Raw genomic sequence first — 26,754 nt, forward strand, 5'->3', positions numbered from 1 at the left:
CTTATCTTTACCGCTCCCCCTGTCTTTCCCGTGTTAAGGCAAAAAAGGTGAAAGATCCGATCACAGCTGTAATAAACATGATCGCACCCATTGGAACGGCCGTTGTTTCATTCATTCCAACGAGAGGCGAAACGATCGAACCGAGCAGAAGCGGAAGCATGCCGAGCATCGCGCTTGCACTGCCCGCACGGTGTCCCTGGTTTTCCATCGCCAGCGTAAATGTGCTTGTCAACGTCATTCCGATGGTTATCATGTAGATAAAGATGGAAATGACAATCGCTGCAAGCGGTCCTTTCAAAATCGTCATCGTCAGGAGAACGGATGTCGCGATGACAGCGGTAATAACCGCGATCCGCAAGAGCTTCCTCTCATGAATGATTCCCCCGAAACGCCCGATGATAAAGCTTCCCGAAATAATAGCGAGGCCGTTAATGCCGAACAGCACGCTGAACACTTGAGGAGAAACCCCATAGATGTCCTGATATACAAAAGGGGTTCCGGACACGTATGCAAAGCTGCCTCCGTGAATGAAACCGACAGTCAGCGCATAGCCGATGAAAGACCGGTCCTTCAACAAGCTTCCCATCGTTTTGAGAGACGAACCGATTGAGCTTGGAATCCGTTTGTCAGGCGGCAATGTTTCAGTCAATTTCATTGAGATAACGAGCACTAGGAACAATCCGATCAATGATAGAGTATAAAAAATCGTATGCCAAGTAGCGAACGGCAAAAGCAGGATGGCTCCCCCCGTCATTGGTGCGACCATTGGCGCAACCGCGGTGATCACCATTAAAAGCGAGAAAAATTTAGAAAGCTCTCTGCCTGTAAACACGTCCCGTACAATGGCGCGCGACAGCACAATTCCCGCCGAAGCGGTAAAACCCTGTAAAAAACGACCAATGACCAGCATAATAATGTTCGGGGAAAGCGCGCAAAACAAAGAAGACAACGCAAATAAAAAGATGGATATTAATAAGGGCTTCCGTCTTCCTTGTGCATCACTGACCGGCCCAATAACGAGCTGACCAAACGTAAGCCCGATCAAACACGCTGTTAAGCTTAGCTGTACGAGCGAGGCTCCAGCTGATAAATCATCGGCAATTTCGGGAAAGCTTGGCAAATACATATCGATATTCAGCGGGCCCAATATCGCAAGCATGCCGAGCAGAAAAGCCAATGCAAGGCGTTCCTTTCCTGTTGGATTATGGAGCATAGTATCAAACCTTTCTTTCAAGCTAGTAAAATATATTGTTTCATCATGAAATAAACTGGAGGATCGCAAAACATTTGTATATTGTAACATATTTTTTTGGCTGTGAAAGAGGATTGCTCATGACCGGTTAAGATCGGAGATCGAATCGGTCAGATGATTTATAATTGAAGTGAAACACAGGAAGGAGTTATCTTAACTTGAATGCAGTAAACACTGTAGGTTGCTTTACAATTGTGGAAAATAGCAAAGGAAAAATACTTCTGGTTAAAAGAAAAGATTATCCTGTCTGGGACTTGCCAGGAGGCAGAATGGAAAAGCACGAGCAGCCGGAAACATGCGCCATGAGGGAAATGGTAGAAGAAACAGGCTACCGTATTTCTATTATGTGCAAAATAGGAGAGTACGATCAACCGCAATATCATGACATACAGTACATCTATTCAGGAAAATTACTAGGTGGGGAACCCATTAAACAAGGGCCAGAAACAGCAAAAATCGGATGGTTTCGCAAAGATAGATTACCTTTGTTAATGGTTCCCCATAGAAGAAAACAAATAAAAAATTTTACAAAACATCATAACAAACTAGTAAAAGAAACTTTAAAAACACCTTATTTGATTAGATTTATCACGAAATTCAAGAAATAACAGCCTCTTTTTATGTTTAAGCATTATTTCATCGCTTTGACGATAAGCGATGCCAAAGCTTCGGTCCCTTTCGGCATCAGGTGTACGCCGTCAGCGGTGAAATATTCGGGATGTTTCAGGGCTTCAGTATGCCAATCGACCAATGTCACGTTTTGACGGCTGTCCGCTTGCTTCCGAAGCGATTCATTCACCTTGCTCTCCCACTGACGGGGGACGCGCGTGTTCACGAGATAGACATCAGCGTTTGAGAACGCATCAAGCAAAGCGTCCATCTGACTGTCCGTAAAATAGCCGTTTGTTCCCAGTTCAATCACGACGGCTTTGTCCGAATGATTAAAGGAAGCGTAGGTTGATGTCAATTGAAGCGCTTCCCTCACTTGCCTTCCAACCTGACCGTCGATTGTGATTCCCGGAATTTTCTTACGCAGGCTGGAAGCAATGTCAAGCATGACCGAATCCCCGACAGCCAATACCTCTTTCTCGATATGATCAGGCTCTTTTTCCGCAGACTGCTCATCTTTTGTATTTGACGATTCATCCCCGCCGGCTTTCTGCCGGCTTTTAGTTTCATCATCTTTCCCGCTTTCAGCTTGTACTTTCTTATCATCCTTCCGTTCTTCACTTTTGTCAGCCGGCTGATCCGCTGAGGCGCTTGTTTCCTCATAAGATTTGGAATAGGCCTGTTGCGGCTGTTTCTTTTCGTCGGCCAATCCCGACAGGCCTCCTGCAAAAATGAGGAGTGCGGCAAACATCAGTCCGATTGATATTTTGCTGGGAACGGAAGCGGTTTTCCATTTCGTGATCTTATCCAGAAAAACCCGGCTGACAAACGGTTTAAAACCGTCTTGTCGGATTGGCTTCTCGATAAAGCGATACGAAAGTTCCGCCAGAATAAACGTAACAGCGACCTTAATCGCAACATGCCAGAACACCGGATTTCCAATCTCTTGAACAGGTGTGCTCAGCACGATGACGGGATAGTGCCAAAGATAAATGCCGTACGACCTTTTCCCGATCCAGCGCAGCGGCTTCACGGAAAGGACAAAGCCCAAGAAGCTGCTCGGATGACTGACGCATGCAATCAAAATCGCTGCGATTATGCTGATCAGAAGCATTCCGCCATGATAGAGAAACGGGCTGAATTCATCGACAAAATAAATGCTCATCATAAGCAGCGCGAAAGCGGCAAGCTCAGTTCCGTGCAACGCGTGCTTCAGGCTGCTTGGGAGCCTGTTCCCAGATAGTCTTTTCATCGGCCACACAAGGGCTAATGCGCATCCGATCAACAGCTCGAAGGCGCGCGTATCAGTCCCGTAATATACGCGGCTCGGATCGCCGCCAGGGACGTACAAGATGCTCATCCATACGGCTGAACAGAGCGCACACAGCACAACCGCCGCAGCCAGCCTCTCCCGCTTTTTAAATATGTAGATGCCCAACAGCAAAATGATCGGCCAGATGAAATAAAACTGTTCTTCAATCGCCAGTGACCACAAGTTTTTTAAAGGAGACGGCGATCCGAAACTATCAAAATATGAGAGGTCGTGAAAGATAAACCACCAATTGCTGACATATAAAAGAGAGGAGATCGCATCTCCCCGCACGGTATGCATCAGCTCTCTGTTAAACAAAGCGACCCATATGACGGTTGCGAAAATCATGAGCGTCGCCGCTGGAAGCAGCCGCCGTATCCGGCGCACCCAAAAATCTCTGAATGTGAGGGAAATGTCATTTCCATACGCCGGCAGGATAATCGATGTAATCAAATATCCTGATAAAACAAAAAAGATATCAACGCCAATAAAGCCTCCGTCGGCCCAGCTCATGTTGAGGTGGTAAGCGATAACCGCCAAAACGGCAAAAGCCCGAAGCCCGTCTAACCCCGGTATGTAACGGTGTTGTTGTGTCTGATCTCGCATGGTATTCCTCCAATGATATGTACGTACGGTTCTTCTTTATGTTTCGCGCCTTTTACGGCTCCGATATTATAGACGAAGTCAGGACCGTTTTTTGTTTCAAAAAATCGTCATTTTTATCTACCCTGAATGATGCCGTCTCTCTAGTATAAAAGTTTCAAGCTGAATATGGTGTTACAAAGTTGTAAAAAGTAAAAAATCCATGATTTCAGCGAATCATGGATTTTTTGACTAGCGGATGTAGCGGTCGCCGATCAGCAGGCTCGAAATCGCCTTAGTCGGAATTTCAAACTCTACCGCGCCCATATATCCGGGTGCGACTTCATAATCGTCAAATGAAATCACCAGTTTATGATTCTCTGTAATATAAAAATTTTGGTCGGCCTTGATTCGTTTGAATGGCTCGACTTCCTCGTCATTGATCCAATATATTTTATCAGGATCATCTTTCATTTGCTGTTTCATTTGTTCTTTAATGTTTTCGCTGATGGCCGTAATATACCGGTCGTCTTTAAACAAACTCTTCAAGGTAAGCAGAATTTCATTCTTTTTGTCAATGGTGATATAGCGCCGTTCGGTATAGCTGGACGCTTCCGTTCTTTCGACGCTTCGCCGAATCGAAATCAAATCCTTCGTATCCGTGACTGTCTCATAATCGCTGTAGATGCTGAGATGCCCTTTTTTATTCCGGGACGTCTCCTTCATGAATTCCCGGTAAAGCTGACGGCTTTCCTTTACATATTTCTCGTTAATGCCATTTTCAAGCTCCCGGTTATTCAAGCCGGACAGAGCCGGTGTTTTCACGTCAATACTCGATTCTCCATCTTTCTGTTTGATCTCGGTGAATGTGATGGCCTTAACGACCTTGCCGATGACGGGTAAACGCGACATGGCCTGGGCTGCTCCGGGATTGATATTCACGACGGCAGCCAATAGTACAGCCGCCGCGACAAGCGTTGATGCAGGCCATACCACCAGCCTTCTCTTCTTCTTCGGTTTATGCTGAAGCGCAGTTTCGACAACCTGATCCAGTTCCTTCGGAATGGGGACGTTTTGATATGCTTTTCTCAGCTGTTCCAATTTCTTTTCCATTAAGAAAGATCCTCCTTCGTCAATTGGATGCGCATAAGCTTCAATCCTCTGTAAAGGCGCGTTTTGACCGTATTCAAATTTTCGCCTGTGATTTCCGCAATCTCTTCCAGTTTGAGATCCTCAAAAAATCGCAGAACAATAATGGTGTGGTAGGGATGCGGCAACTCGTCAAGCGCCTCATGAAGGTCTGTATCCCGGTAGATATCTTCCTTGCCCTTGCTTAAAAATTCGATCGTTTGATCATCCATAACCTTTAGTTTTTTCCGTTTGCGCAAAAAATCGATTGCCGTCCGCACCAAAATTTTGTAAAACCAGCTTTTAATCGTATCCGGATTGCGAACAGAATCGACGGAATCGAGCGCTTTTTTGATTGATTCCTGGACAATATCTAAGGCGTCTTCTTGATTTTTCACATAGCTGTACGCCAGCCGGTAAAAGTCTTCTTTCCGGTCTGTTATGCAAGCGACAAGAGACGCTCTGGCTGCTTGTTTCTTCATTGCAATAAAGAACTCCTTTTTTGAATATACGTATATACGGCTGTTACATTAGGATAGACGCGGGAGCGTGAAAAATAGTTTGCGGACTGGTCATTCTTTTTAAAAATATTTTATCATCAAGTGCCGCCAATCTCGATTTCATTTATAATGAATAGCAAATTCGAAGGAGGTGATCACATGGCAAGCATCAGAATGCCGGATCATGCAGCGTCTCATGCAAAGCCTGTTATCGGAAAAGGCGATACTTTGCATGGGGTGGACAAATAAAATCGCCTGAAGTAAGCTTTTCTGGTAATTGGCTATGCCCCTTATTTTACAATCAAAGGAATAAGGAGCTGGCAAACATGGCATACGTAAAGGCTGCCGCTGTTCTACCTGAAAAGCTGCTATCGGAAATTCAAAAGTATGTTCAAGGGGAAACGATCTACATTCCCAAGACTGAATCCGCCCACAAAAAATGGGGTGCACGTTCAGGAGCAAGAAAGCTGATCGATGATCGCAACACCGCGATAAAAAGGGCCTTTAAAAATGGCGAAACGATTGAGCACTTAGCAGCGGAACATCATCTTTCCATCGAAACGATTAAAAAAATCGTTTACACAAAATAAACTGGAGCACGGATCCTTGTGATCGGTGCTTTTTAATATGGCGAGTTTGTTTATTAGCTGATTTCTGCATTTTCTATGCTTTCTCCGTCATGTAATGTAAAAGTGATCATGCAACGAGAGGAGAATATTGTCATGAAACACGGTGTATTGGAAGTACCCGGAGCAAAGCTCTACTACGAAGTGCGCGGCTCTGGGCCTATCTTGCTTATGATTCACGGGGGCAACGGCAATGCAGAATCATACCCGATTACAGACCGCCTATCCGACCGTTACACGGTTATCACATACGACCGCCGCGGGCATTCCCACAGCAGGCTGGAAGATCCGAATGAAAATTACCAGGTTTCCGCACACAGCGATGATGCGAGCCGGCTGCTGGCCGCTCTGACGGATGAACCGGCCCATGTATTCGGCTGCAGCTCCGGCGCGGTCATCGGCCTTGATCTTGCCATCCGCCATCCTGCACAAATCCGCATGTTGGTCGCACACGAGCCTCCGATTCCGCAATTGTTGGCCGGCAGTGACCGCACCAAAGGGTTCGAGAGCTTGGAGAACCTTGAAAAACAATACAAACGAAGCGGATTACAGGCTTTAGAAGCATTCGCGAAAGCGATGGGCATTACGTCCACAGCTCAGCCGGACCGTCCAAAATCCCGGACGGAGCAGCTCATGGCCAACATTGACTATTTTATCCTGTCCGAGGTGCCGGGTTTAAGAGAATATTCACCCGACATCGGCAGGCTTAAAGCTTCACCGGTTACAGTCGTTCCTGCCGGCGGCATTGATTCGCAAGGCTGTCTCCCGTACAGGTATGCAGAAGCATTGGCTGATCATTTGAAAACGAAAGTAGTCGATTTTCCAGGCAATCATGTGGGATGCGTTTTATACCCGGAGGAATTTGCCGAAAAGCTGGACATGGTTTTTAGAAGATTTAACAACAAAAATACCAAGGGATGAAACCCTCGGTATTTTAAATCAATCCGCCGTTCGCAGAAAGCGTATGGCCTGTAATCGACATTCGATTTTTCAATTCAAATGCATCCGTTCACTGATGCTCTAAACAGCACCCCAAATATTCCCAAAAGGCTTAGCATTTTAAGAGCTGCAAAATTTGTTCATACGCATTCATATAAAGGACAGGGTCGGGATCTGCTCCTTTTTTCTTCGGCACGTTAAAATCCGATAATACAAAATGATGCTTCGGCTGAACATCATGCTTAGCTAAACAACTCTTGACGCAGCATAAAGGACAGCCGTCAATCGCAATGATATCCCGCCCGGATTTTGCTGTTTTGACAAGCGGTTTCACATCGCCGCCGACTCCGGCAATGCACGACATTTCGGCCGTTTTCTCCCGATCCATTTTAATGGCAATCATATTGGCCGTTTGCGCGGCCGAGGAACATCCGGAGCACGAATACACTAGAGGCAGATCAGTTCTTTTCATCGGTTGACACATCCCCTGTTTTTCTTTATTTTCGCCGGCAAAAAACTATCATTTACTTTACAGGAGGTGCGTGATGAAAACTGTGAGTCAGATCACTTTTTCTATTACTCTATGAGCTGAATCAAACAGCCCAAGCAAAAGCAAAACTGCTTCACACTCCTTTCCCGTATTCAAATGAGAATACTCGCCTCCTTGAGCTATATGGAATCCACAGGAAAAAGAGCAGGGGCTTAAAAGCCCCTGTGATTTGTATAAAAAATTTGCGCCGGCTTTTTAAAGGCGAACCGAATGATCCATTCGGCCAACGCGATGCAAAGCACAATCGCTCCGAAAACGCCTATCGTGTAGCTGATGTCATATATCAGGCCGAGTCCTTTATGGCACACGAAAGTGATCAAGTGAATGAACATATTGGTAAAACAGAACAGATAGCTGCGAATCATCCAATTCCGGTGCTTGATAAACTGATTTCGCCGAGCTTTGATGACGGAAATAACCGTGGCGGCAGGCCAATACATATTCACCATGTTAAAGGCTATGCTGGCGCAGGACACCCGCTTTGCCTTATTTGTCACGCCGGTTTGGTTTATCATGCTGATCGCGATTTACAAGCTGAGGAAACCTAAGTCACAGCAAGTGTAGAAAAATGCGAATCGCCTGCAGAATGTTCTGCAGGCTTTTTGTATGGCTCATCATGTAAAATAAAAAAGATAACAGCTTGATCGCCTACAATTTCAATGGTCAGCCGCTTAGGCAGAAAGGGGAAAACAGATGAAAATCAATCAAATTGTAGATTTGTCGGTATCGTTAAGAGGTGATATACCGTCTGATCCGCCGGGGTTTGTCCCTGAAATCGAATATGCGGATCATAAGCAAGGAGCTAAACAGATGGTCCAGAGCTTTCCCGGCCTTTCCTCGCAAGATCTTCCCGGGGGAGAAGGCTGGTCGCTGGAAAAAGTGAAGATGTCCACGCATGCCGGAACGCATATCGACGCTCCATATCATTACCGTTCTGTTACAGACGACGGCAAGCGGATGATGACGATTGATGAAGTGCCGCTTGACTGGTTTCATGGCCCTGGCGTTAAGCTGGATTTCAGACATTTGAAAGACGGGCATATCGTTACCCCTGAAGAAATCGAACAGGAGCTTCACAGCATCAATCATAAACTCGCGCCCGGCGACATTGTTCTTGTGAATACGTCGGCTGGCGCCAAATACGGACAAAACGATTACCTGCACAGCGGCTGCGGGATGGGGCGTGAAGCCACTCTATTTTTAACGGAACGCGGCGTGCGCCTTGTCGGAACTGACGCCTGGAGCTGGGACGCTCCATTCAGCATGACCGCCAAGCGCTTTGAGCAGGAAAAAGACCCATCCATTATTTGGGAAGGTCATTATTCAGGCAGCACCATTCCTTACTGCCAAATTGAAAAGCTCGCCAACCTTGATCAATTGCCTTCCACTGGATTTTACGTCATGGCTTTTCCGGTAAAAGTTGAAAAAGCGTCTGCCGGCTGGGCGCGCCCGGTTGCGATTCTTAGCGGTGAAAACGCATAAGAACGTCAGCAGCTTTTCGTTTGTGGAGATGCCGGCTAGACAGATAACAAAAATAAAAGCAGACATCAGCCTGCTTTTATTTTTGTTTTATATTCAGTCACAACACTTGCGTAAACAAACAATAAAATGAATACAAGAAACACGCGGATCCAGCCATCACGTTGAAGGTTCCCGACTTTTCATTGTTTGATTTCAACATCATGAAGAACAAACCGGAAAAGAAAAATCCGATAAACCAGCCGATTGGAATCTGGACAAAAGCTAAAATAAAACCAATAATCCCTATCGTTTGAAAAACTTGAGGTGCAAATTCGCGCAAAAGTATTCCCGCCCTTTTTCAGAAGAAATCCGCTCCCTTTTTTTGTATCATATCACATCTCCTCAACAAAATAAGGAAAACAAGTGAATCTTTTGCTATTTATGTTGAAGCCAGGCTCAATATTGATTTTTGTTATGATCTTAAAAAAGGAGGTTTGATTACCATGAATACCTTATGCCGCAGCAAACAAGCTCCATTTGAATACACCTTATCTCTTATAGGTGGTAAATGGAAAATGAGAATCCTCTATGAGCTGGCGTGTGAAAAAACGATGAGATACGGGGAGCTCAAACGGGCTATGCCGTTAATCACCCATAAAATGTTAAGTTCCCAGCTGAAGGAGTTGCAAACTGACGGTCTGATTCACCGGGTGGAGATTTCTCAAAATCCCCTCAGAGTGGAGTATTCGTTATCAGACAGAGGACTGTCTTTATACCCTCTCATAGATGAAATGTGCAGATGGGGACAAAGAGAAGGTTTGCCTTATGAGTAAAAAATACTTACTAAAAAGTGCGTACTTGTTTCCCGACGGGAGGGATTTTATACTGAATAAAAATTATTTGTAAGGAGAACAGGATGACAAAACAAATTTATATCATTCATGGCTACAGAGCCTCCTCAACCAACCACTGGTTTCCTTGGCTGAAAAAACGTCTGCTTGCAGACGGAATACACGCAGAAATTTTAGACATGCCTAATCCTCACCAGCCAAGGCTTAAAGATTGGCTTGATACGCTCTCTTTAAATAAGCACACATTAAATAAACATACTTATCTGGTTGCACACAGCCTGGGGTGCGCCGCCGTTTTGAGGTTTTTGGAACAAACGCAATTGCGTCAACCACTTGGCGGAATCTTGCTCGTTTCCGGCTTTGCCAAGTCACTGCCCGATTTAAAGATGTTAGATGAATTTACCGAGGAATCGTTTGATTTTCAAAACATCATTGAGTCAGCTAAGCATCGTGCTGTCATTGCCTCTAGAGACGATCAAATTGTGCCATTTGCATGGAGCAAAGATCTGGCGCAACAAATTGACGCTAAGCTTTACGAAGTTCAACACGGGGGGCACTTTTTAGAAACTGACGGATTTACTTCTTTGCCGATTGTTTATGATGTTTTAAACTCCTATTTCTCAAAAGAAACTTGCTAAAAACAATAAAGGATATTCGAATTTTAGGGCGGCAAAGGGCTTAGAAGCCGCCCTTCTCCAATTTCTTAATAAGTGTGGAAAAAATCGACGTCAAAGTTCCCTATTTTGAGGTGGTCTATTACGTCATGCCAATGAAAATGTGTATAATATAGCTTTGTTGAAGGCACTTGAATGAAAGCGCGGCTTATGTTTCTTGTGAAGGCTTAGCACTTAAAGCTTCAAAATGAGTCATCTCTAATTTAGATCAGGGATATTACCTAACCAAGTTCCAAAAGAAATGAATCCCGTTCATTGATATATCTTTCACGCATAAGGGTACACCTTTTTGTATTGGTTTTAAGAGAGCATAACTTTTTTATCAACCTTACATTCCTTCAATGATGTCGCTCAGGGAGTTATTTAATTCAATAAACTGTTTCTCTATAGGTGTAAATTTATGATTTAGTCTTGTAATGAAATACAAATCGACGTTTCGATAAGATGAGGGAACTTCTAAATAATTAAGGATATTGTAGCGATCTGCTATGCGCTTTGATACTAAGGAAATTCCCATACCCATCAATGCAAATTGCACTAAGGATTCTGGATCGCCCACTTCAATGATTTCCCCCTGTTGGATGTTCGAATCTTCAAAAATATTACATAATAATGTTAGATACAAGCACTTATCTGATAATACAAGTACGTTTTTTCCGTTTATATAATCATCAAATCTCGTATATTGATCTATACCTTGGCCTATGATCACCAATTCTTCATATCCCACTTTTTGATAACTTATCTTTTTATTGTTTAGCGATCCAATCGTATAAGCAACATCGATTTTTCCAAGAAGAACTTGATTTTCAATATATTCTGTTGAACCTGTTTTTAATGTTACCGATAAATCAGGATATGTATGATAAAGCTTATTTAAAGCACTTGAGAATTGAGTTCCACCGACAGATATCATCGTGCCAATACGGAGTTTTTCATCGTGTTTTTTCATGATGTTTTCGGTTTCTTCCCAAACGAACAAGATTTTCTTGTATTGATGATATAATTTTTCTCCCTCTTTCGTTAGTTTGACTCCTTTTGAATTTCTGATAAACAGTTGTTGATGATAATGAGTTTCGATTTTTTTTATTTTCGCAGTCATATTGGATTGAAGGTGATTCAATTTAATTGCAGCAGCAGATATGCTTTTTAATTCCGCCACTGAAACAAAAGCTTTCATGTTTTCAATATCCATTCATATTTCAACCCCCATCAAAAAAAGTGATATAACCATCATAACTTAACATTTAAAATGATCTCTAATTTTAATTATACTCGGTTTAAAGAGTTTTGGAGGGATAGCTAATGAAGAACAACGTGATAAAAGCAGGGATTATAGGCGGATCTTTGAATAATCAATGGGCTAGTCAAACACATATTCCGGTATTGAAGGAAAATCCTTTTTATGAAATAACGGCGATTGGAACATCAAAAATGGAAACCGCAAAAAAAAGCGCTATGATGCTTAAGGCTGCCTCTGCTTTTACAGATTATAAGGAATTAGCACAATCAAAAGATGTTGATTTGGTAGTCGTCAGTATAAAGGTTCCTTTCCATTATGAAGCTTCGCTTGCAGCCATAGAAGAAAATAAACATATATATTGTGAATGGCCTTTAGGCAAAGATACTGTGCAGGCTGAAAAACTGGCAAAATTGGCAGATGACGCAAACATTCATCATGCGATTGGATTACAGGGAAGGCAATCTCCAGAAGTCAATTATTTAAAGCGGGCAATCAAACAGGGGGAGATCGGCAAGGTCATCTCCTGCACGATGCAGGTAGCAACACAAGGAAAGGGAGGAATAACAGATGAAAAAAGCAGTTACCTTTTAAAAAGAGAAAATGGGGCGAACCTTCTTACAATTAACGGTGGTCACTCGCTCGATGTTCTTTGTCATATCCTGGGTGATTTTAAAGAATTATCAGCTGCAATGAACAGTCATTATACAGAAGCCGTTATACAAGAAACAGGGATGAAAATACCAAAAAACACAGCTGACCAAATTTTAATCCAGGGGACGCTCGTTAATGGCGCTTCAGCCTCTGTCCATATTCAGGGCGGAGTTTATCCAGCTTTTCAATTAGAGATTAGAGGGGAAAAAGGTGTTTTGCGTTTAACACAGCATAATTCCTCAGGACACGTACAATTTGGCAATCTCAAAGTCAAAAAGATTACACATCCTCATAATTTGTTAAATGCTGAAGATGTTTATTCTGAAGAAGTAAAAATTTCCCCAGTAAAGGATCATGGTGCAAGAGGCTATGTTGAAACTGCTTATACTATTTTAGCGGAAGATATATTTGAACATAAAAATCAAATCCCAAACTTTCATGACGCTGTCAAACTGCACCGGTTGTTAGACGCCATTCGGAAGTCGGCAAAGACCGGTAAAAAAGTACTCTTAAAAAATGAGTAGGAACATTATAACTTTGCCTTGGCACATGCCTGTCCAGCATTAGCAAATTGTTCGGAAACCGACATGATATAAAAAAACATACCAACAAGCTTTGGTATGTTTTTTCTTAGGAAATCCCTAATCAATGAATATTAGGTTTTCTAAAATTACTGCCTTTGACTTCAGCTACGTCATATACAGTGACAAAAGCATTTTTATCAACTTCATTAATGATTTCCTTTAATTTGGTGTCTTCTAAGCGATTGATGACACATGTAATTTCTTTAAACTTTTCGTGGGAAAAACCACCGTAAGCTTCTTTATATGTAGCACTTCGGCCCAATTGATCGCGAATTGTCTCCACCATCAACTCAGGTTCTGTTGTAATAATTTGAAAGGTTTTAGAACCGCTTAATCCTTCCTCGACAACATGAATGACTTTGGACGCAATATAGTAGGCGATGACTGATAGCAATGCCCCTTGCAAGCCAAATACAGCGGAAACAAAAATAAACACAAAAAGGTTAAAGAATAGAATGAGATCGCTCGTTCCAAATGGCAATTTGCGCGATAACAGCACAGCAAGCATATCAATTCCGTCCAATGCTCCGCCATTACGCAGCGCCAGCCCCATTCCAAAACCAAGGATGATCCCTCCGACAACAGTGACTAACAAGGTGTCCCCTTCGATTATAGCCGGAGTGTGGTGCATAAAACTTGTACCTGCTGCAAGTGATGCGATTCCGATAATCGATAATAACGCAAAGCTTTTCCCGATTTGCTTATACCCCAGCCAGACAAACGGGATGTTTAAAGCTGCGATAAGTATACCAAGCGGCAAGTCAAATAGTTGTGAACCAACAATGCTGAGTCCTGTCACTCCGCCATCAGATACATTGTTAGGAATCAGCACTGTTTCCAATCCATAGGCCGCTATGATTCCTCCGATCATGACCATTATAACTTTGAAAATCATTTTCGCTTTAAATTTCTTATGTTTTTCGATTTTATTCATGCCATTCCTCATTTCAAATTTTACGTTATATTTAAATATACCATAACAGTTTTTCTAGGTTCAAAAGTTCAATCACGTTTTTTGAGCGGCTGCTGCAAATACCGATCATTACATTGGATTAAGGTAACCCTTTTAGACTTGGAACATTCATGTGCCGGCAGAGCTATATTGCAAGCACCCCGTTTTCATAACTGGTGAATAACAAATAAAGGCCCTAATGTTTATGGACATTTCCGGCCAGACAAAAGGATTGTCGGCAATAGAACGAAGCATTTGATTCTTCTCTCTCCAAGATGAATGAATCCTTAACTTTATTGGTTTTTCACCCCCCATTCACATAACCCTTCTAAAACCGGCAATAGTGATTCCGCTTTACCAGTGAGACTGTACTCGACCTTTGGGGGAACTTGAGGGTACTCTTTCCGCTTCACCAGACCATCCGCTTCCAATTCTTTAAGTTGTGAACTCAATGTTTTATAAGTAATAGCCCCTATTTGTCTTTTCAGCTCATTAAAGCGAACCGGTTGATTTTCCGCGAGGAGATAAATAATAACCATTTTCCATTTGCCGCCGATCACGGACAATGTGTAGCCAAAAGGTGTATCTTGAATATTTTTAACTTTGCCTTTATATTCAGCCATACTCATATTAACACTTCCCTTTCGGATAGTACCTATCAATAAAGTGCGTACTGTTTTTTTGTTTGCGTTCATTTTATACTAACCGTAATTTGAAGTAAAGGAGACGATAACATGGCTAAAAAAACGATACGTCTGTTGATGCCGCAATGGCAAGGGGGAAACAATCCCAACTACTCTTTTGGAGCGGAACTGCTTGCTTGGCTGGCTCCTGAAAATGATCAGCCCCTTATTCATGTTCCGGTTCAAACTTATGATGGAACTCCGCTTGAAAACGAAAACGGAATAAACGGGAGAAAACAACTGCTGGAACAATTGGAGGCTGCTCAGCATATCATTCATGCCCATAAGCCGGATCGCATTGTCATGTTTGGCGGTGACTGCTTAGTCGAACAAGCACCATTTGCTTATTTAAACGAAAGATACGGCGGGGACTTAGGTTTAATTTGGATTGATGCTCACAGCGATTTAGTTAGATATGCCGGATATGATAACGGTCATACATTACCGCTCGGAAATCTTTTGGGAGAAGGAGATGAAGAGTTCGCAAAACATGTGAACATTCCCCTTAAACCTGAAAATGTCTTTATCGCGGGATTAGCAGCTCCTACAGAAGAAGAAACAAAAGTGATATCAAAAGTACTTCAAAGACTCGGTATAACTCCCACAGAACCCGACACTGAAGTGATTCAAAGACTTGGAATTAGAACTGCCGGAACTAAAAAGTTAATGACCAGTACCGAGTCTATAAAAGAATGGATAAAAGAAAGCAACATCAAGTATCTGGCCATACACCTTGATTTAGACGTGCTTGATCCGAAGGCATTTCGTTCTTTATTATTCGCCAATCCTGAAGCACCTGTAACTTTTTCTCCTGAGGGAACAATGCAAATGCCGCACCTGCTTCATCTTCTGAAAGAACTCTCTTCCGAAACGGATGTAGTTGGATTAGGTATAACCGAACATTTGCCGTGGGACTCTATTCATTTGAAGAAATTGCTTAGTGAAATCCCTATTTTAAATCAATAATTTCATAAACGGGACAACAACAAATTAATGGAGTCGGTAACCCTCCATAAATAAATACCAAGGGGTCATAACCCTTGGTATTCCTATGATGCGGCCGAGAGACTTGAACTTTCGCGGGCTGCGACCCCATTAAGTCTTCGACAAAGATGATTCGGCCTAACCATTCGGCCTGCCTTTTCATTTCCCGCTCGATCTTTAAGATGCTGCATAAATGACGGCTCTGATTCCGACCTTTAACTCCTGCATAGGGTTGAAGGTGGATTTATATTTAATTTTCCAGCCTCTTTTTCATCACTGCCGCCAATTGCTCCGCATGGGGATCTCCTTCATTTTGCAATTGATCAATGATGTTCATGTAGTCTGTATCATTTCGGTTTTGACTTAATTTATATGCAGCCTGAATGTCTTCCACCTTAATCTTAAACCCGACAATCGCTTTCAGTTGTCTTTCTAAAAGTTGAGGAGAAAGGTTATCCCATAAAATTGGATTTTCTCGGTGTTTTTCGTATTTTCCCATCATAATTGTTAATTCTTCTATTAATTCATCTCTCTCTAGAATGCTTGCTTGACCGTATATATGGATGGCTTGATAATTCCATGTTGGAACATCCTCATGCCCATACCAGGAAGAAGAAATGTATGCGTGCGGCCCCTGAAACATAACAAGCACATCTTGACAGGTTTCAAAAGTTCTCCACTGCGGATTTCCAAAAGAGACATGGCCGGTGATATAGTAATCATCACCTTTTTTATTGAATCCCAAAGGCAAATGAGTAGCGATTGGCTTCCCTTGTTCTGTCGTAACAATCGTGCCAAAAGAGTTTTTTTGGACAAAATCCAAAATTTCATCAACATTTTCGACTTTAAAATATTTTGGAATATACATCGTCATCCTCCTTTCAAAAAAGTTATAGGAGTGTTTTGGTCATGATCAAGTCCGTTTGTTCTTCATCTCCCATATAAAAAGAGTGAGCACCGGTTTGAACAAACCCCATTTTCTTATAAAAAACAATTGCGTTTTCGTTTTTTTCCCATACGCCCAGCCAGATTTTCTTTTTATTCAGTTCCTTCGCAATTTCCATAGCTTTATTGAACAGATATTTGCCAAGCCCATGTTTTTGAAACTCGTTCTTGATATAAATTCTCTCAATTTCAAGTGATTCATCACCCATTTTTTCAGTTTGGGCCTCATCAGTATTGACCTTTAAATATCCAGCGATTTCATTGTTACAATAGACAAAAAAGAATTGCGAAGCGCTGTTGGATAGTTCTTTTTCTAATTGTGTTAAGTGAAACGCCTTTTCCAAATAGGCCTTCATATTTTCCGGCGAGTTCTGATGCTTAAATGTCTCATTAAAAGTTTCACAACCAATTTCTTGAAGCTTTTGTAAGTCTTCAAGGGTGCACCTTTTTATATTTACTGTCATTTCAATCTGCCGCTCCTTTATGCCGTCAATAATTTCTCTTGTTCCCCTTTTTCACGAACTCCCAGTCTTTTTCTACATTTTTTCTTACTCTTTGAAGAAGATTGAAGATGGTCTCCGCTTCCCCCTCGGAAAACCCCTCTAATGCCACACAATTCGAATGATCATTTTCTCTTTTTATAAAAGGAAATACCTCATTCCCCTTTTCCGTCGGAAAGAGTTTTTTTATTTTTTTGTTATATTCATCATCTCTCCGTTCAATAAAGCCTTTCATTTCAAGTTTTTTTATAGCGCGGGCTGCGGTGGTCCGGTCCACTTTAATCATTTCAGCTAACTTCTCCTGAATGATTCCCGGGTTTTCGCATATTCGGACAAGGTACAAATATTGCCCTTTTGTCAGGTCATGTTCTTTAAATTCGATATTGCTTATAGAATCCAAAGCCCGGGCAATCATTCCAATTTCACGAAGAATATCCTTCATCATAAACTCCTTTCGAACATGTTTTTGTTGCAAATACAACATAAATGGCGTACATTAAATATACCGAAATTTTGTTGTATTTGCAATAAAAATAAAGAGGGCGAGTTAAGTGAAATATGTTTTTTATGTATTAGGAATTTTAATCTTAACCCTTGGGATTGCTTTTACGATTCAATCAGATCTTGGCGCTTCGCCTTTTGACGCACTTTTGGTGGGACTGTCCATACATGCGGGGCTTACTGTGGGAAGTTGGGAAGTCATCATTGCTTTGCTATTCATAGGCTGCAATTCTTTTTTAAAAAGCCAAAGACCGAAAGTTTCAGGGATGCTAACGGCGTTTATAACGGGGATCGGCATTGATATGTGGCTTTTTTTCCTGCACTTTTTTATCACACCAGAACAATGGTGGAGCAAAGTGATTTGTTTTGGAATCGGCTTGGTTGTTACAGGTTTAGGAACCGCGACATACTTATACACAAATTTTGCTCCAATGCCAATTGACCGATTCACATTCATCATAAAAGAATTAACGAGAACCAACATATTTGTTTCGAGAACCATCATTTACCTCGTCTTCTTGACAGCGGCCGTCATCTTAAAAGGACCGATTGGCATCGGAACTTTATTAACCGTTTGTTTAGGAGGGCTTGTTCTTCATTTTTTTATGCCGTTTGCTGGAAAAGTATTGGGGCGCTTAATAACACATTCCGGTTCGCCACTATAAAGTTAAAAGCGTTCACTTCTTAACTACTGGCATTCCTTCTAATCTTTAATAATATTCAAATTAGGGAGTTATTTTAAATGAGGAATAAAATTTTGTAGGGAATAGTCTCTTTCACACTACTGACTGCTATATTAACTATCCCGATTGATCACATTCATTATGTCACTGTAAGATTAATATTAAAAAAAGCAGGAATATGCCTGCTTTAGCCTCGCAATATCATAGTTTTCTTTGACACCTCACCTTTATCTGAAAATGGATTATTTTTATTTTAAAATCAGAAAATTTTTCAATTTATTTACTATATAAATGATATCAAATTATAAAGAAACTATTTTATAAATAAATGTGATTAGACTGGCTACTCCAAGTACAGCAAAAAAAATCATAACCTTATTTTTATTCTCTTTACGGTACGTAAAAGATTTTATTAAGCATATTATACATAACAACAACAACAATAGAGGACTCAACAAATTTTCCAATGGCATAATTAGTATTAATTCTCCTTTTTATAGAAATTTACGATATACTTGCATTGTATAATATTTCTAAATGAATGGAGGATCTTATTTTGAAAGTTTTAGCAAAATCTCTACTTGTAGCTTCATCATTAACTCTAGCATTTCCTATATCTTTTGCCAATGCAAAGGAGCAAATTCAGGAAGAAATGCACACCAAAGGAACATTTATTATTGATACTGTTGCTACACGCACAGCAACAGTAACTGATGAAACAGGAGAAACTTATACAGCTGTTTATAACAAAACGACTGGAGATATTAAAATTACCTCAAAAAATTCTGAAGGATTACAAGGCTCAAAAGTAATAACTCAATCTATTGTTCAAAATAATTATCAAACTTCAACCAGCGGTTCATTTAGTATTACAAAGATTCCCGAGGGAAGCGGTGTAGGCGTCGGTAAAGGGGGATGGAAATATAGCCATACCCAATACGGGAGTACTAAAATAGCTCAAATTTATACAGGAGCTGTAGCAGCTGTTTTGGCTTCTATTACCGGAACTGCTATAGCTGCTGGCAGTGGCTTAGTTTCCTATTTTGCTGGTGTTTCACCTACTATGGCTTACTACACAAAAATTATATATATGAAAAAAGTTAAAGGTATATGGTATGAAAAGGACTATGTACAGTGGTACAAAGATAGTAATCGAAAGAAAAAAATCGGCAAAGAATACATTGTCTATAAAGATTATGTAACAGATTGAATTAAAGCAGGCATATTGCCTGCTTTAAGATTTTCCTTTCATTTTTATTTCTGGCGTTTTGTATAAAATTTCAAACGACCTGCCTGCACTAAAAGCTATTACTATAAAGAACACCCCTTCGTCAAAGAAATTTCAAGTCAAAAAATTTAAATGTTCAACGAGTACCGCTTTAAACAAAACAAATACTATATGATTATTTACGTGCTTTTATTAACAATTCAAAGAGAAAATCACAACCATAAAGGAACACTTGGGAATTAATAAAAAATACTTACAAATTAGATGTTTACTTTAAGTTAATGGACACCTTTAGACACAAAAACATATTTTTGTTGATTTAACAAAAACTAATATGGTCATCAAAACCCTTGGTATTCCTATGATGCAGCCGAGGGGATTTAAATCTTCACGAGGTTTCCCTCTGTAAAGCGTAGCCATATTTCCATTTCAGGCATTGCTGTGCATTATGCTCATTTGCATCATTTCATGTACACGTTGGGTGCAAACGGAAATAAACACCCAATGTTGATCTTCCGTTATTCAACTCGATCTCTAATGCTGTACATGCCATACCACATGTCAGCCATTTGTCTTGGACTCCCGAATTGAATGCATCCGGCTTATCTTTTACCTTCACGAGACCATGCCACCACAGGAATGAGTAATAAGGATAAAATTCCTCCAGTAAGTGATAATGTTAGATAACTTGAGCCTGCCACCACCATTCCGGACAATGCTCCGCCGGCAGCTCCTGACAACGCAATCAGAACATCCACCGTACCTTGTGTTTTCGCCCGTGTGGCCGTTTCAGTTGAATCAACTATCAGTGCAGTCCCGCTTATCAAACCAAAATTCCACCCTAATCCCAGCAAAGAAAGAGCAATTACGATAAGAACCATAGAATCTCCCGGTGCAAATGCTGCTATTAAGCCTGCCAGAAGCAGCGTAGTTCCAGATGCAATCGCCATTGCAGTACGTCCCAACTTATCAACAAGAACCCCTGTAACAAGTGAAGGGAGATACATGGCACCTATATGAAAGCCAATAACAAGACCAACTGCACCCAAGTCATGCCCATGATGTCTCATATGAACCGGTGTCATTGTCATAATAGCGACCATTACAATTTGGGTAAGAACCATAACGGCTGCACCAACGATTACGCCTCTTTTGTTTTCTGTGTGTTCAGTTGTTGTCAAATGTCCTTTATCACTTGGTTCTTGCTTGATCGATTCGATTGTTCTTGCGATAACTAATGGATCTGGACGAAGCATGATGAATAGGACAACACCTGCTAAGATATATGCCGCCGCGGCTAAAATGAAAGGGCCCGCTAATGACGGAACACCGATAGAATGGGCGAAATCCCCCATCACATTCACTAAATTCGGACCCGCAACCGCGCCAAATGTTGTCATAACCATCGTCACACTGACAGCAGTCGCCCGCTGCTTACGATTTGCCAAGTCCGTACCCGCATAACGAGCTTGTAAATTTGTCGCTGTTCCAGCACCGTAAATAAGCAATGAAGCAAATAACAAGAAAATACTATTTATGATTGCTGCAATGATAACTCCTATTGCTCCAAGACCGCCAATCACAAAACCGGCTGAAAGGCCTGCACGACGACCATAGCGTTGAGAAAGTCTGCCTACAAATAAGGCTGCCCCCGCTGATCCTAAAGTAAATAAAGCTGTCGGGACCCCTGCGTAAGCATCCGTTCCGAGCATTTGCTGAGCAATAAGGGCACCGACAGTAATTCCTGCCGCCAGCCCTGCACCGCCAAAAATTTGTGAAACACTTACAACAAATAATGTACGCTTGTATAACGTTTTTTGTTTTTCTGGGGAACCAATGTAGCTTTGTAATGAAGCTGATTGAACGTCTAACGATTTTACACTTTCTTTGTGCAGCATGATCTAACCTGCCTTCCTTGATCAACCTCCAACTAGATTTGAATCATCATAACACGCGCAAAAAAACCATACAATATTGAAATTGTATGGCGGACAATAATTAGGCAAGATCGTTTAGCAAGCGCCTAAGGATTATTAATCCTTTTTCAAGCTCTTCGAGCGTTTCTGGTGCACATACAGAAACCCTTACCGCCCTTTCCGGACAATTATTCCCAACTACGAAGCGTTCAGCCGCATACACTTGCACTCCATGTTCAGCAGCTAATTTTTCAAATTCAGCACCTGTAATCCCACCCGGTAACAACAACCACCGAAAGATGCCTGTTTCACCACCTAAACACGTATAGTCAGCAAAATATCGATTTGCGATTTGGTTTCTGCAAATCGTTTGTTCACGATGCCCCTCAATTAAGACTTCAAATTGATTTGATACAATCGTGCGCGCAGCAAGTTCTGCTAATAGCGGGGAAACCGTTATATTTAAATTATAAAGCGCCCTCGAAACCGGCTCCTTAAATTGATACGGCACTGCAACATACGCCAGTCGCAGCCCCGGTGCCAATGATTTAGATAAACTTGCGATATGGATCACCTGTTCCGGCGCGAATGATGCAAGGGCTGGAAGTGGATTTTTGCCAAGAAGATGGTACGATGCATCTTCAATAATAAACAAATTATACTTTTTTGCAATTTCTGCAATGACCTTTCGATTCTCTACAGACATAAAGGAAGCTGTCGGGTTATGGTAATCCGGGATCAAATAAATGCCTGTAATGTTTTCATTTTTATAAGCATATTCAAGTGACTCCGGCTTCATTTCACCGTTCTCGGATTTTATCGGTACAATTTGCACACTTAGCATTGATGCAACAGTTTTTAATCCGGGATATGTATGATGATCAACACCAATGCGGTCTCCAGGCTTACAAAGACCCGCCAATGCGGCAGCGATCGCATTTTGTCCCCCATTTGCAAATAAAATGTGCTCAACGGTTGTTTCAAAACCGCCTCTTCGAATTAGCTTAACAGCTGCATCCTTTTGCCAAAGGCTTTCGCCCGCCCGGCCATAACCAAACCATTTTTCATAATCTGTCTCTTGCAGCATGCTGCTCAAATGGAGCATGAGCGGCTCGTAAGAAGCATGATCCGGCAGTGTTGCGCCCATTTCAATGAGCTTTGGCTTTGTATCCTCAAGTAAATACGCATTCGATAACGCATCATACGATACAAATGTGCCGCTCCCAACAGTTGCACTTAACAGGCCCTTTAACTCACACATTTTAAACGCCTTTGAAATGGTACTCAAATTTAAATCCAAATAATCAGCCAGTTCCCGCTGAGGAGGAAGTTTTGTTCCAGGCAATAAAACTCCGTTTACTATATCCTGCTCCAATTGCCTTGCAAGTGCTTTATAAATGGGCTTTTCAGTTTTATCAATCGATGGCTTCCAGCTCATCGGATAGTTTTCAAAAGAATTGATCGGCATGATACGCCATCCTTTTTTCGTTCTATTATATGGTTGTGCTGTTTATAAAACAATTATAAGAAATGACGGACAAGTTAGACTGCGACTTTAAGTAATAGGTACTAAATCGACAACATCAGGTGGAAGTCCGGCTTTTATAAATGCAGCAATTCATTTTTCTTGAATGTTGAACTTTTTCAATGTAGTTTGCTACTTTATAAAAACCGTTTTTCGCCTTTTTGGCATAATTTTTTAGCAATCACGGCTCTTTCAAGTATGTACCGGAGTGCTTGTTAAGCTAATTTTTTGGCTAACGCCGAAGCCCAGTGCTGAGTATGGAAACTCTTTGATGTTTAGGATTATCATGAGCGCCATGATATGAATTTCTTTTTGAGACAGTTGTCCTACAGATGGATAGCTAACAGTCTGGGTGATATTTCTTTGTTGTGTCTGCGCTGTAGTAGAAGCTGCACTTACACTAGGAGCTAAAAACAAAGACAATATTGACATAATCTCAAAAGAGTGCAAGTTTATTTATAGAAGTATTAAACTAAGGAGCCAATAACAAATCATGAATAATGTTTCATTAATATATAAGGAATTTGGTGATCCGCTTCAAAAATTACAGCTATATACCGGAGAAAAGCTTCCTCTTCAGCCAAATGAAATTCTTGTCAAAATGATTGCCAGTCCAATTAATCCATCAGATTTGCTTCCAATTAGAGGGGCCTATTCTCATAGAATTAAGCTGCCGGCTGTTGCAGGATATGATGGTGTGGGAATTGTCATAGATCAGGGTAAAGATGTATCACCATCATTGATTGGAAAAAGGGTCCTCCCTGTAAGAGGAGAGGGAACTTGGCAACAATATGTAACCACCAAAGCTGATTATGCAATAGAGCTGCCTCCATCAATAAGTGATAACGACGCCAGTCAACTGTATATTAATCCATTAACAGCCTGGCTAATTTGTACGGAATCATTGCGTGTTCAGCCGAATGAAATTGTGTTAATGAATGGCGGAGGTACATCTATTGCAGGTTTGTTTGCGCAAATTTCTACTATACTGGGATTCCGTTTAATTGTCATTACAAGAAACAGCCGCAAGATAGAAAAACTTCAAAAACTTGGGGCATGGCGAGTCATCGACGCTTCCAACGGTTCTATATATGAACAGATTTCTGATGCTTGCGACATCGGTGTTGACCATGCAATTGACTCTGTTGGAGGAGAAAGCGGCGAACTGCTGGCGAGGATGTTAAAACCTGAAGGAACGTTTGTCAGTTATGGTCTGTTGTCAGGTATACCAAACGATTGGCGAAAGTTACACAATGTATACCATGTGTCACCACAATTATTCGCCTTAAGACTCTGGAACGAGAGACATTCCGTTTCTGAATACCGCAATCGCTTCTCGCAGGTGATTAAGCTCGTTGAGAGCGGAAGAATGGTCATCAATGCTCCAGAAAAAGTATATGATTTTGAAGATTTCTATGATGCGTTGAAGCATTATGAACAGCCGGGTTTGAATGGAAAAATACTGTTGAACTTTGCATGAAGGAGATGTAACCAAAAGAAAGAAAAAGTAGTAGTTGTAATTGAAAAGAAAAATAAAAAATTTATATAAATTCCGCATTTTGTCAATCGATTATGTTATACTGTAAACAACCTTTGAAGCGTTAAATCTTTTTCTATTACCTTTTACCACCTCCCTACTCGAACGTTGAGTAGGGTTTTTTATTAAGCATTATACAGAGAACATAAAAAAACAGGCCCTATATAAAGAGCCTGTTTGTATAAACGATTGAAGATTAAGCAGTTTTTTGAACGTTAGCAGCTTGAGCTCCGCGAGGACCTTGCTCAACGTCAAATGTTACTTTTTGACCTTCGTCTAATGATTTGAATCCGTCACTTTGGATTGCAGAAAAGTGTACGAATACATCGTCTCCATTTTCACGTTCGATAAATCCAAAACCTTTTTCTGCATTAAACCATTTAACTGTACCTTGTTCCATTTTTGTTGCCTCCTAGTGCGTTACCGCACATTGTATTACTATCCTTGCCCAAAGTATCATCAAGACGAAAAGTCAATATTCATACTATCCTTTACACCGAACAAAAATAATTCTCCTTTATCATAACAGGAAACGGAAATAATTGCAAATCATATTATCGTTTTATTCATGGCATTTTTTCTTAAACGTGTGGATAGCAGTGCAGAAGCGGTAGGCGTCAATTATTCTGCATCAAATATATAACATGTCTAAGAGGTTTGAAAACACCGTGAAAATGAATCGCGAGTGTCTTCAAACCTTTTTCTTTGCTAAAATTGATTTTCTTTAAAAAGCTCTGCTGTTTCTTGTTCATGATGTCTGTTCCTCAAACAATCAATGTTCACGGTCTAAAAAGAACAATTCCCATAGGGAAGCAGGGAGAGAGTTTTGCCCGATAAAGAGCCGGGTATAATTTTCATACGCCTTTTGTATCCCGGCCAACTCTGCAAATCAGTTTCGAGTTTCCAATAAAGAGGGCTAAGAACGATACTTATATGATGTATGACACTGGGACTTCAAAGGCAATAAAACGTACACTTAGAAACTCATCAGGGAAGGGGAAACTTTAAAAAATGAATAACCAAAACCTAAAGACTTTGAGAAAACTGGTTACACCTTATGAAAACTCCGATTTACAAAAAAGTATTTCTCAAATCATTAACACATTGGTACCATTTTTCCTGTTATGGTGTTTGGCATATAAGAGCTTGTCGATTTCTTATTTCCTTACATTAGCGATTTCTATCGTTGCGGCAGGTTTTTTAGTGAGAACCTTCATCATCTTTCATGATTGCTGCCACTACTCCTTTTTTAAAAACAAAATGGCGAATCGAATCCTTGGAACAATTACAGGAATTCTGACTTTGCATCCTTTTGATCACTGGGGACGCGACCATTCTGTCCACCATGCGACAAGCAGCAACTTGGACAAACGCGGTACAGGCGATATTTGGGTACTGACCGTTGAAGAATATAAGGAAGCCTCAACTAAGACAAAAATAATGTACCGTTTGTACAGAAATCCGTTTGTTATGTTTATGATTGGGCCGATTTACGTCTTCGGGATTACCAATCGTTTTAATCGTAAAGGGGCAAAACGCAAAGAACGGATGAATACGTATGTAACGAACCTGGGAATCGTCGCTTTGACAGCACTTTTATGCTGGGCTATTGGCTGGCAAAACTTCCTGCTGATTCAGGCGCCAATTTTTATGATATCGGGATCTCTCGGAATTTGGATGTTTTATATTCAACATACGTTTGAGGATTCTTATTTTGAAGAAGATGAGCATTGGGAATATGTAAAAGCAGCAGTTGAAGGAAGCTCTTTTTATAAGCTTCCAAAAGTCATGCAATGGCTAACAGGCAATATCGGTTTCCATCATGTTCATCATTTAAGCCCGAGAGTCCCAAACTATAAGCTTGAAGAAGTGCATAACAACATTAAACCATTGCAAAACGTTCCGACCATTACACTGGCAACAAGTCTTAAGTCATTAAAGTTCCGCCTGTGGGATGAAGAAAGCAAAAAATTTGTTGGTTTTAGCCACTTAAAAAAAGCTTCTAAAAACCAAATATCAGCACACCTAAGAACGGATTAAACAACTAATCGATGATAACCGGCAGTGTATCTTGCAGAATAAAAGTGCAGACTCGCACAACGGTTTTGTGCAGAGGTCAGCACTTTTTTAGTGCCAAATATACTTGCAGATTCCACCAGTACATTTATTGCCGTATTTTCTGCAAAAAAATAATACTAAAGGTAATTAAACCCTCGATATTATTGGTATGCGGCCGAGAGGATTTGACCCTCACGGGGTTGCCCACACTAGACCCTCGATAAAGTGGAAGCTTATCACGATTTATGAAAGCTTGCTTTCATTGTATTTCTTTACACCA

27 protein-coding genes and 1 pseudogene are annotated in these 26,754 nt (G+C 41.2%); 13 read left to right on the plus strand and 15 right to left on the minus strand.

Annotated features, from left to right (window positions below; genetic code table 11):
• Nucleotides 1–7: 7 nt before the first annotated feature.
• Entirely contained in the window at nt 8–1,213 is a 1,206-nt protein-coding gene (locus M1D90_RS19070) for a Bcr/CflA family efflux MFS transporter (RefSeq protein WP_023857816.1), read from the minus strand.
• 197 nt (nt 1,214–1,410) lie between these two features.
• On the opposite strand from M1D90_RS19070, the gene M1D90_RS19075 reads away from it, so the two are divergent.
• Complete coding sequence (locus M1D90_RS19075) at nt 1,411–1,860, plus strand: NUDIX hydrolase (protein WP_026580609.1); 450 nt, start codon at nt 1,411–1,413, stop codon at nt 1,858–1,860.
• A gap of 23 nt (nt 1,861–1,883) precedes the next feature.
• Here the strand turns inward: M1D90_RS19075 and M1D90_RS19080 are convergent, their stop codons facing one another.
• From M1D90_RS19080 to M1D90_RS19090, 3 genes are all read right to left on the minus strand, one after another.
• Nucleotides 1,884–3,779 (minus strand): acyltransferase family protein, encoded by a 1,896-nt coding sequence (locus M1D90_RS19080; protein WP_456282978.1) that lies wholly within the window; start codon nt 3,777–3,779, stop codon nt 1,884–1,886.
• 228 nt (nt 3,780–4,007) lie between these two features.
• On the minus strand, nt 4,008–4,868 hold the full coding sequence (locus M1D90_RS19085; protein WP_020450311.1) for a DUF3298 and DUF4163 domain-containing protein: 861 nt from the start codon (nt 4,866–4,868) through the stop codon (nt 4,008–4,010).
• Nucleotides 4,868–5,365 (minus strand): RNA polymerase sigma factor, encoded by a 498-nt coding sequence (locus tag M1D90_RS19090; RefSeq protein WP_020450310.1) that lies wholly within the window; start codon nt 5,363–5,365, stop codon nt 4,868–4,870. The genes M1D90_RS19085 and M1D90_RS19090 overlap by 1 nt, the downstream gene beginning before the upstream one ends.
• A 344-nt stretch (nt 5,366–5,709) precedes the next feature.
• Here M1D90_RS19090 and M1D90_RS19095 point away from each other — a divergent pair, with 344 nt between their 5' ends.
• Nucleotides 5,710–5,973: a CD3324 family protein gene (locus M1D90_RS19095; RefSeq protein ID WP_020450308.1), complete on the plus strand. Its 264-nt coding sequence runs from the start codon at nt 5,710–5,712 to the stop codon at nt 5,971–5,973.
• A 132-nt stretch (nt 5,974–6,105) separates the two neighbouring features.
• Complete coding sequence (locus M1D90_RS19100; protein WP_051303798.1) at nt 6,106–6,930, plus strand: alpha/beta fold hydrolase; 825 nt, start codon at nt 6,106–6,108, stop codon at nt 6,928–6,930.
• Nucleotides 6,931–7,060: 130 nt separating this feature from the next.
• Here M1D90_RS19100 and M1D90_RS19105 read toward each other — a convergent pair whose 3' ends face one another.
• Together M1D90_RS19105 and M1D90_RS19110 are read right to left on the minus strand one after the other, a co-directional pair.
• Nucleotides 7,061–7,420, minus strand: coding sequence for a putative zinc-binding protein (locus tag M1D90_RS19105; RefSeq protein ID WP_020450306.1), 360 nt, complete (start codon nt 7,418–7,420; stop codon nt 7,061–7,063).
• A 230-nt stretch (nt 7,421–7,650) separates the two neighbouring features.
• The gene (locus tag M1D90_RS19110; protein ID WP_456282979.1) at nt 7,651–7,947 is read right to left on the minus strand and encodes a DUF2306 domain-containing protein; all 297 of its coding nucleotides are present in this window, start codon (nt 7,945–7,947) and stop codon (nt 7,651–7,653) included.
• 10 nt (nt 7,948–7,957) lie between these two features.
• On the opposite strand from M1D90_RS19110, the pseudogene M1D90_RS19115 reads away from it, so the two are divergent.
• From M1D90_RS19115 to M1D90_RS19130, 4 genes and pseudogenes are all read left to right on the plus strand, one after another.
• Nucleotides 7,958–8,062: pseudogene (locus tag M1D90_RS19115) on the plus strand (hypothetical protein); the annotation flags it as partial.
• Between the two features lie 129 nt (nt 8,063–8,191).
• Complete coding sequence (locus tag M1D90_RS19120) at nt 8,192–8,980, plus strand: cyclase family protein (protein ID WP_456282980.1); 789 nt, start codon at nt 8,192–8,194, stop codon at nt 8,978–8,980.
• Nucleotides 8,981–9,462: 482 nt separating this feature from the next.
• On the plus strand, nt 9,463–9,792 hold the full coding sequence (locus M1D90_RS19125) for a winged helix-turn-helix transcriptional regulator (RefSeq protein WP_023857826.1): 330 nt from the start codon (nt 9,463–9,465) through the stop codon (nt 9,790–9,792).
• 83 nt (nt 9,793–9,875) lie between these two features.
• A complete protein-coding gene (locus M1D90_RS19130) occupies nt 9,876–10,448 on the plus strand; it encodes an RBBP9/YdeN family alpha/beta hydrolase (RefSeq protein ID WP_020450297.1) in 573 nt (190 codons plus the stop codon).
• A gap of 364 nt (nt 10,449–10,812) precedes the next feature.
• On the opposite strand, the gene M1D90_RS19135 is transcribed toward M1D90_RS19130, so the two are convergent.
• Nucleotides 10,813–11,679, minus strand: a complete 867-nt coding sequence (locus tag M1D90_RS19135) for a LysR family transcriptional regulator (RefSeq protein WP_456282981.1) — start codon at nt 11,677–11,679, stop codon at nt 10,813–10,815.
• A 110-nt stretch (nt 11,680–11,789) separates the two neighbouring features.
• Here M1D90_RS19135 and M1D90_RS19140 point away from each other — a divergent pair, with 110 nt between their 5' ends.
• Nucleotides 11,790–12,902: a Gfo/Idh/MocA family protein gene (locus tag M1D90_RS19140; protein WP_023857829.1), complete on the plus strand. Its 1,113-nt coding sequence runs from the start codon at nt 11,790–11,792 to the stop codon at nt 12,900–12,902.
• Nucleotides 12,903–13,023: 121 nt separating this feature from the next.
• On the opposite strand, the gene M1D90_RS19145 is transcribed toward M1D90_RS19140, so the two are convergent.
• Together M1D90_RS19145 and M1D90_RS19150 are read right to left on the minus strand one after the other, a co-directional pair.
• Nucleotides 13,024–13,896 (minus strand): YitT family protein, encoded by an 873-nt coding sequence (locus tag M1D90_RS19145; protein WP_025810048.1) that lies wholly within the window; start codon nt 13,894–13,896, stop codon nt 13,024–13,026.
• Nucleotides 13,897–14,207: 311 nt separating this feature from the next.
• Nucleotides 14,208–14,543 carry a winged helix-turn-helix transcriptional regulator gene (locus tag M1D90_RS19150; RefSeq protein ID WP_020450289.1) on the minus strand — a complete coding sequence of 112 codons (336 nt, stop codon included), beginning with the start codon at nt 14,541–14,543 and terminating at the stop codon, nt 14,208–14,210.
• 105 nt (nt 14,544–14,648) lie between these two features.
• On the opposite strand from M1D90_RS19150, the gene M1D90_RS19155 reads away from it, so the two are divergent.
• Nucleotides 14,649–15,563: an arginase family protein gene (locus tag M1D90_RS19155; protein WP_145624633.1), complete on the plus strand. Its 915-nt coding sequence runs from the start codon at nt 14,649–14,651 to the stop codon at nt 15,561–15,563.
• A 268-nt stretch (nt 15,564–15,831) separates the two neighbouring features.
• Here the strand turns inward: M1D90_RS19155 and M1D90_RS19160 are convergent, their stop codons facing one another.
• From M1D90_RS19160 to M1D90_RS19170, 3 genes are read right to left on the minus strand one after another with little or no spacing between them, the layout of a single operon-like run.
• Nucleotides 15,832–16,449, minus strand: coding sequence for an FMN-binding negative transcriptional regulator (locus M1D90_RS19160; protein ID WP_145624631.1), 618 nt, complete (start codon nt 16,447–16,449; stop codon nt 15,832–15,834).
• 22 nt (nt 16,450–16,471) lie between these two features.
• On the minus strand, nt 16,472–16,990 hold the full coding sequence (locus M1D90_RS19165; protein ID WP_039073244.1) for a GNAT family N-acetyltransferase: 519 nt from the start codon (nt 16,988–16,990) through the stop codon (nt 16,472–16,474).
• Nucleotides 16,991–17,015: 25 nt separating this feature from the next.
• The gene (locus M1D90_RS19170) at nt 17,016–17,468 is read right to left on the minus strand and encodes a MarR family winged helix-turn-helix transcriptional regulator (RefSeq protein ID WP_023857834.1); all 453 of its coding nucleotides are present in this window, start codon (nt 17,466–17,468) and stop codon (nt 17,016–17,018) included.
• A 109-nt stretch (nt 17,469–17,577) separates the two neighbouring features.
• On the opposite strand from M1D90_RS19170, the gene M1D90_RS19175 reads away from it, so the two are divergent.
• On the plus strand, nt 17,578–18,192 hold the full coding sequence (locus M1D90_RS19175) for a YczE/YyaS/YitT family protein (protein WP_456282982.1): 615 nt from the start codon (nt 17,578–17,580) through the stop codon (nt 18,190–18,192).
• Nucleotides 18,193–18,766: 574 nt separating this feature from the next.
• On the plus strand, nt 18,767–19,420 hold the full coding sequence (locus M1D90_RS19180) for a hypothetical protein (RefSeq protein ID WP_035337128.1): 654 nt from the start codon (nt 18,767–18,769) through the stop codon (nt 19,418–19,420).
• A 620-nt stretch (nt 19,421–20,040) separates the two neighbouring features.
• Here the strand turns inward: M1D90_RS19180 and M1D90_RS19185 are convergent.
• Together M1D90_RS19185 and M1D90_RS19190 are read right to left on the minus strand one after the other, a co-directional pair.
• Nucleotides 20,041–21,339: an MFS transporter gene (locus M1D90_RS19185; RefSeq protein ID WP_456283524.1), complete on the minus strand. Its 1,299-nt coding sequence runs from the start codon at nt 21,337–21,339 to the stop codon at nt 20,041–20,043.
• Nucleotides 21,340–21,436: 97 nt separating this feature from the next.
• Nucleotides 21,437–22,822 carry an aminotransferase-like domain-containing protein gene (locus M1D90_RS19190; protein WP_456282983.1) on the minus strand — a complete coding sequence of 462 codons (1,386 nt, stop codon included), beginning with the start codon at nt 22,820–22,822 and terminating at the stop codon, nt 21,437–21,439.
• Nucleotides 22,823–23,372: 550 nt separating this feature from the next.
• Here M1D90_RS19190 and M1D90_RS19195 point away from each other — a divergent pair.
• Nucleotides 23,373–24,359: a zinc-dependent alcohol dehydrogenase family protein gene (locus tag M1D90_RS19195; RefSeq protein WP_020450277.1), complete on the plus strand. Its 987-nt coding sequence runs from the start codon at nt 23,373–23,375 to the stop codon at nt 24,357–24,359.
• A 253-nt stretch (nt 24,360–24,612) separates the two neighbouring features.
• On the opposite strand, the gene cspC is transcribed toward M1D90_RS19195, so the two are convergent.
• Entirely contained in the window at nt 24,613–24,816 is a 204-nt protein-coding gene (cspC, locus tag M1D90_RS19200; RefSeq protein ID WP_003179166.1) for a cold shock protein CspC, read from the minus strand.
• Nucleotides 24,817–25,427: 611 nt separating this feature from the next.
• Between cspC and M1D90_RS19205 the strand changes: the two genes are divergently transcribed.
• Nucleotides 25,428–26,456, plus strand: a complete 1,029-nt coding sequence (locus M1D90_RS19205; protein WP_456282984.1) for a fatty acid desaturase — start codon at nt 25,428–25,430, stop codon at nt 26,454–26,456.
• The last annotated feature ends 298 nt before the right edge of the window (nt 26,457–26,754 follow it).

The sequence above is a fragment of the Bacillus sp. JZ34 genome, from assembly GCF_053903205.1.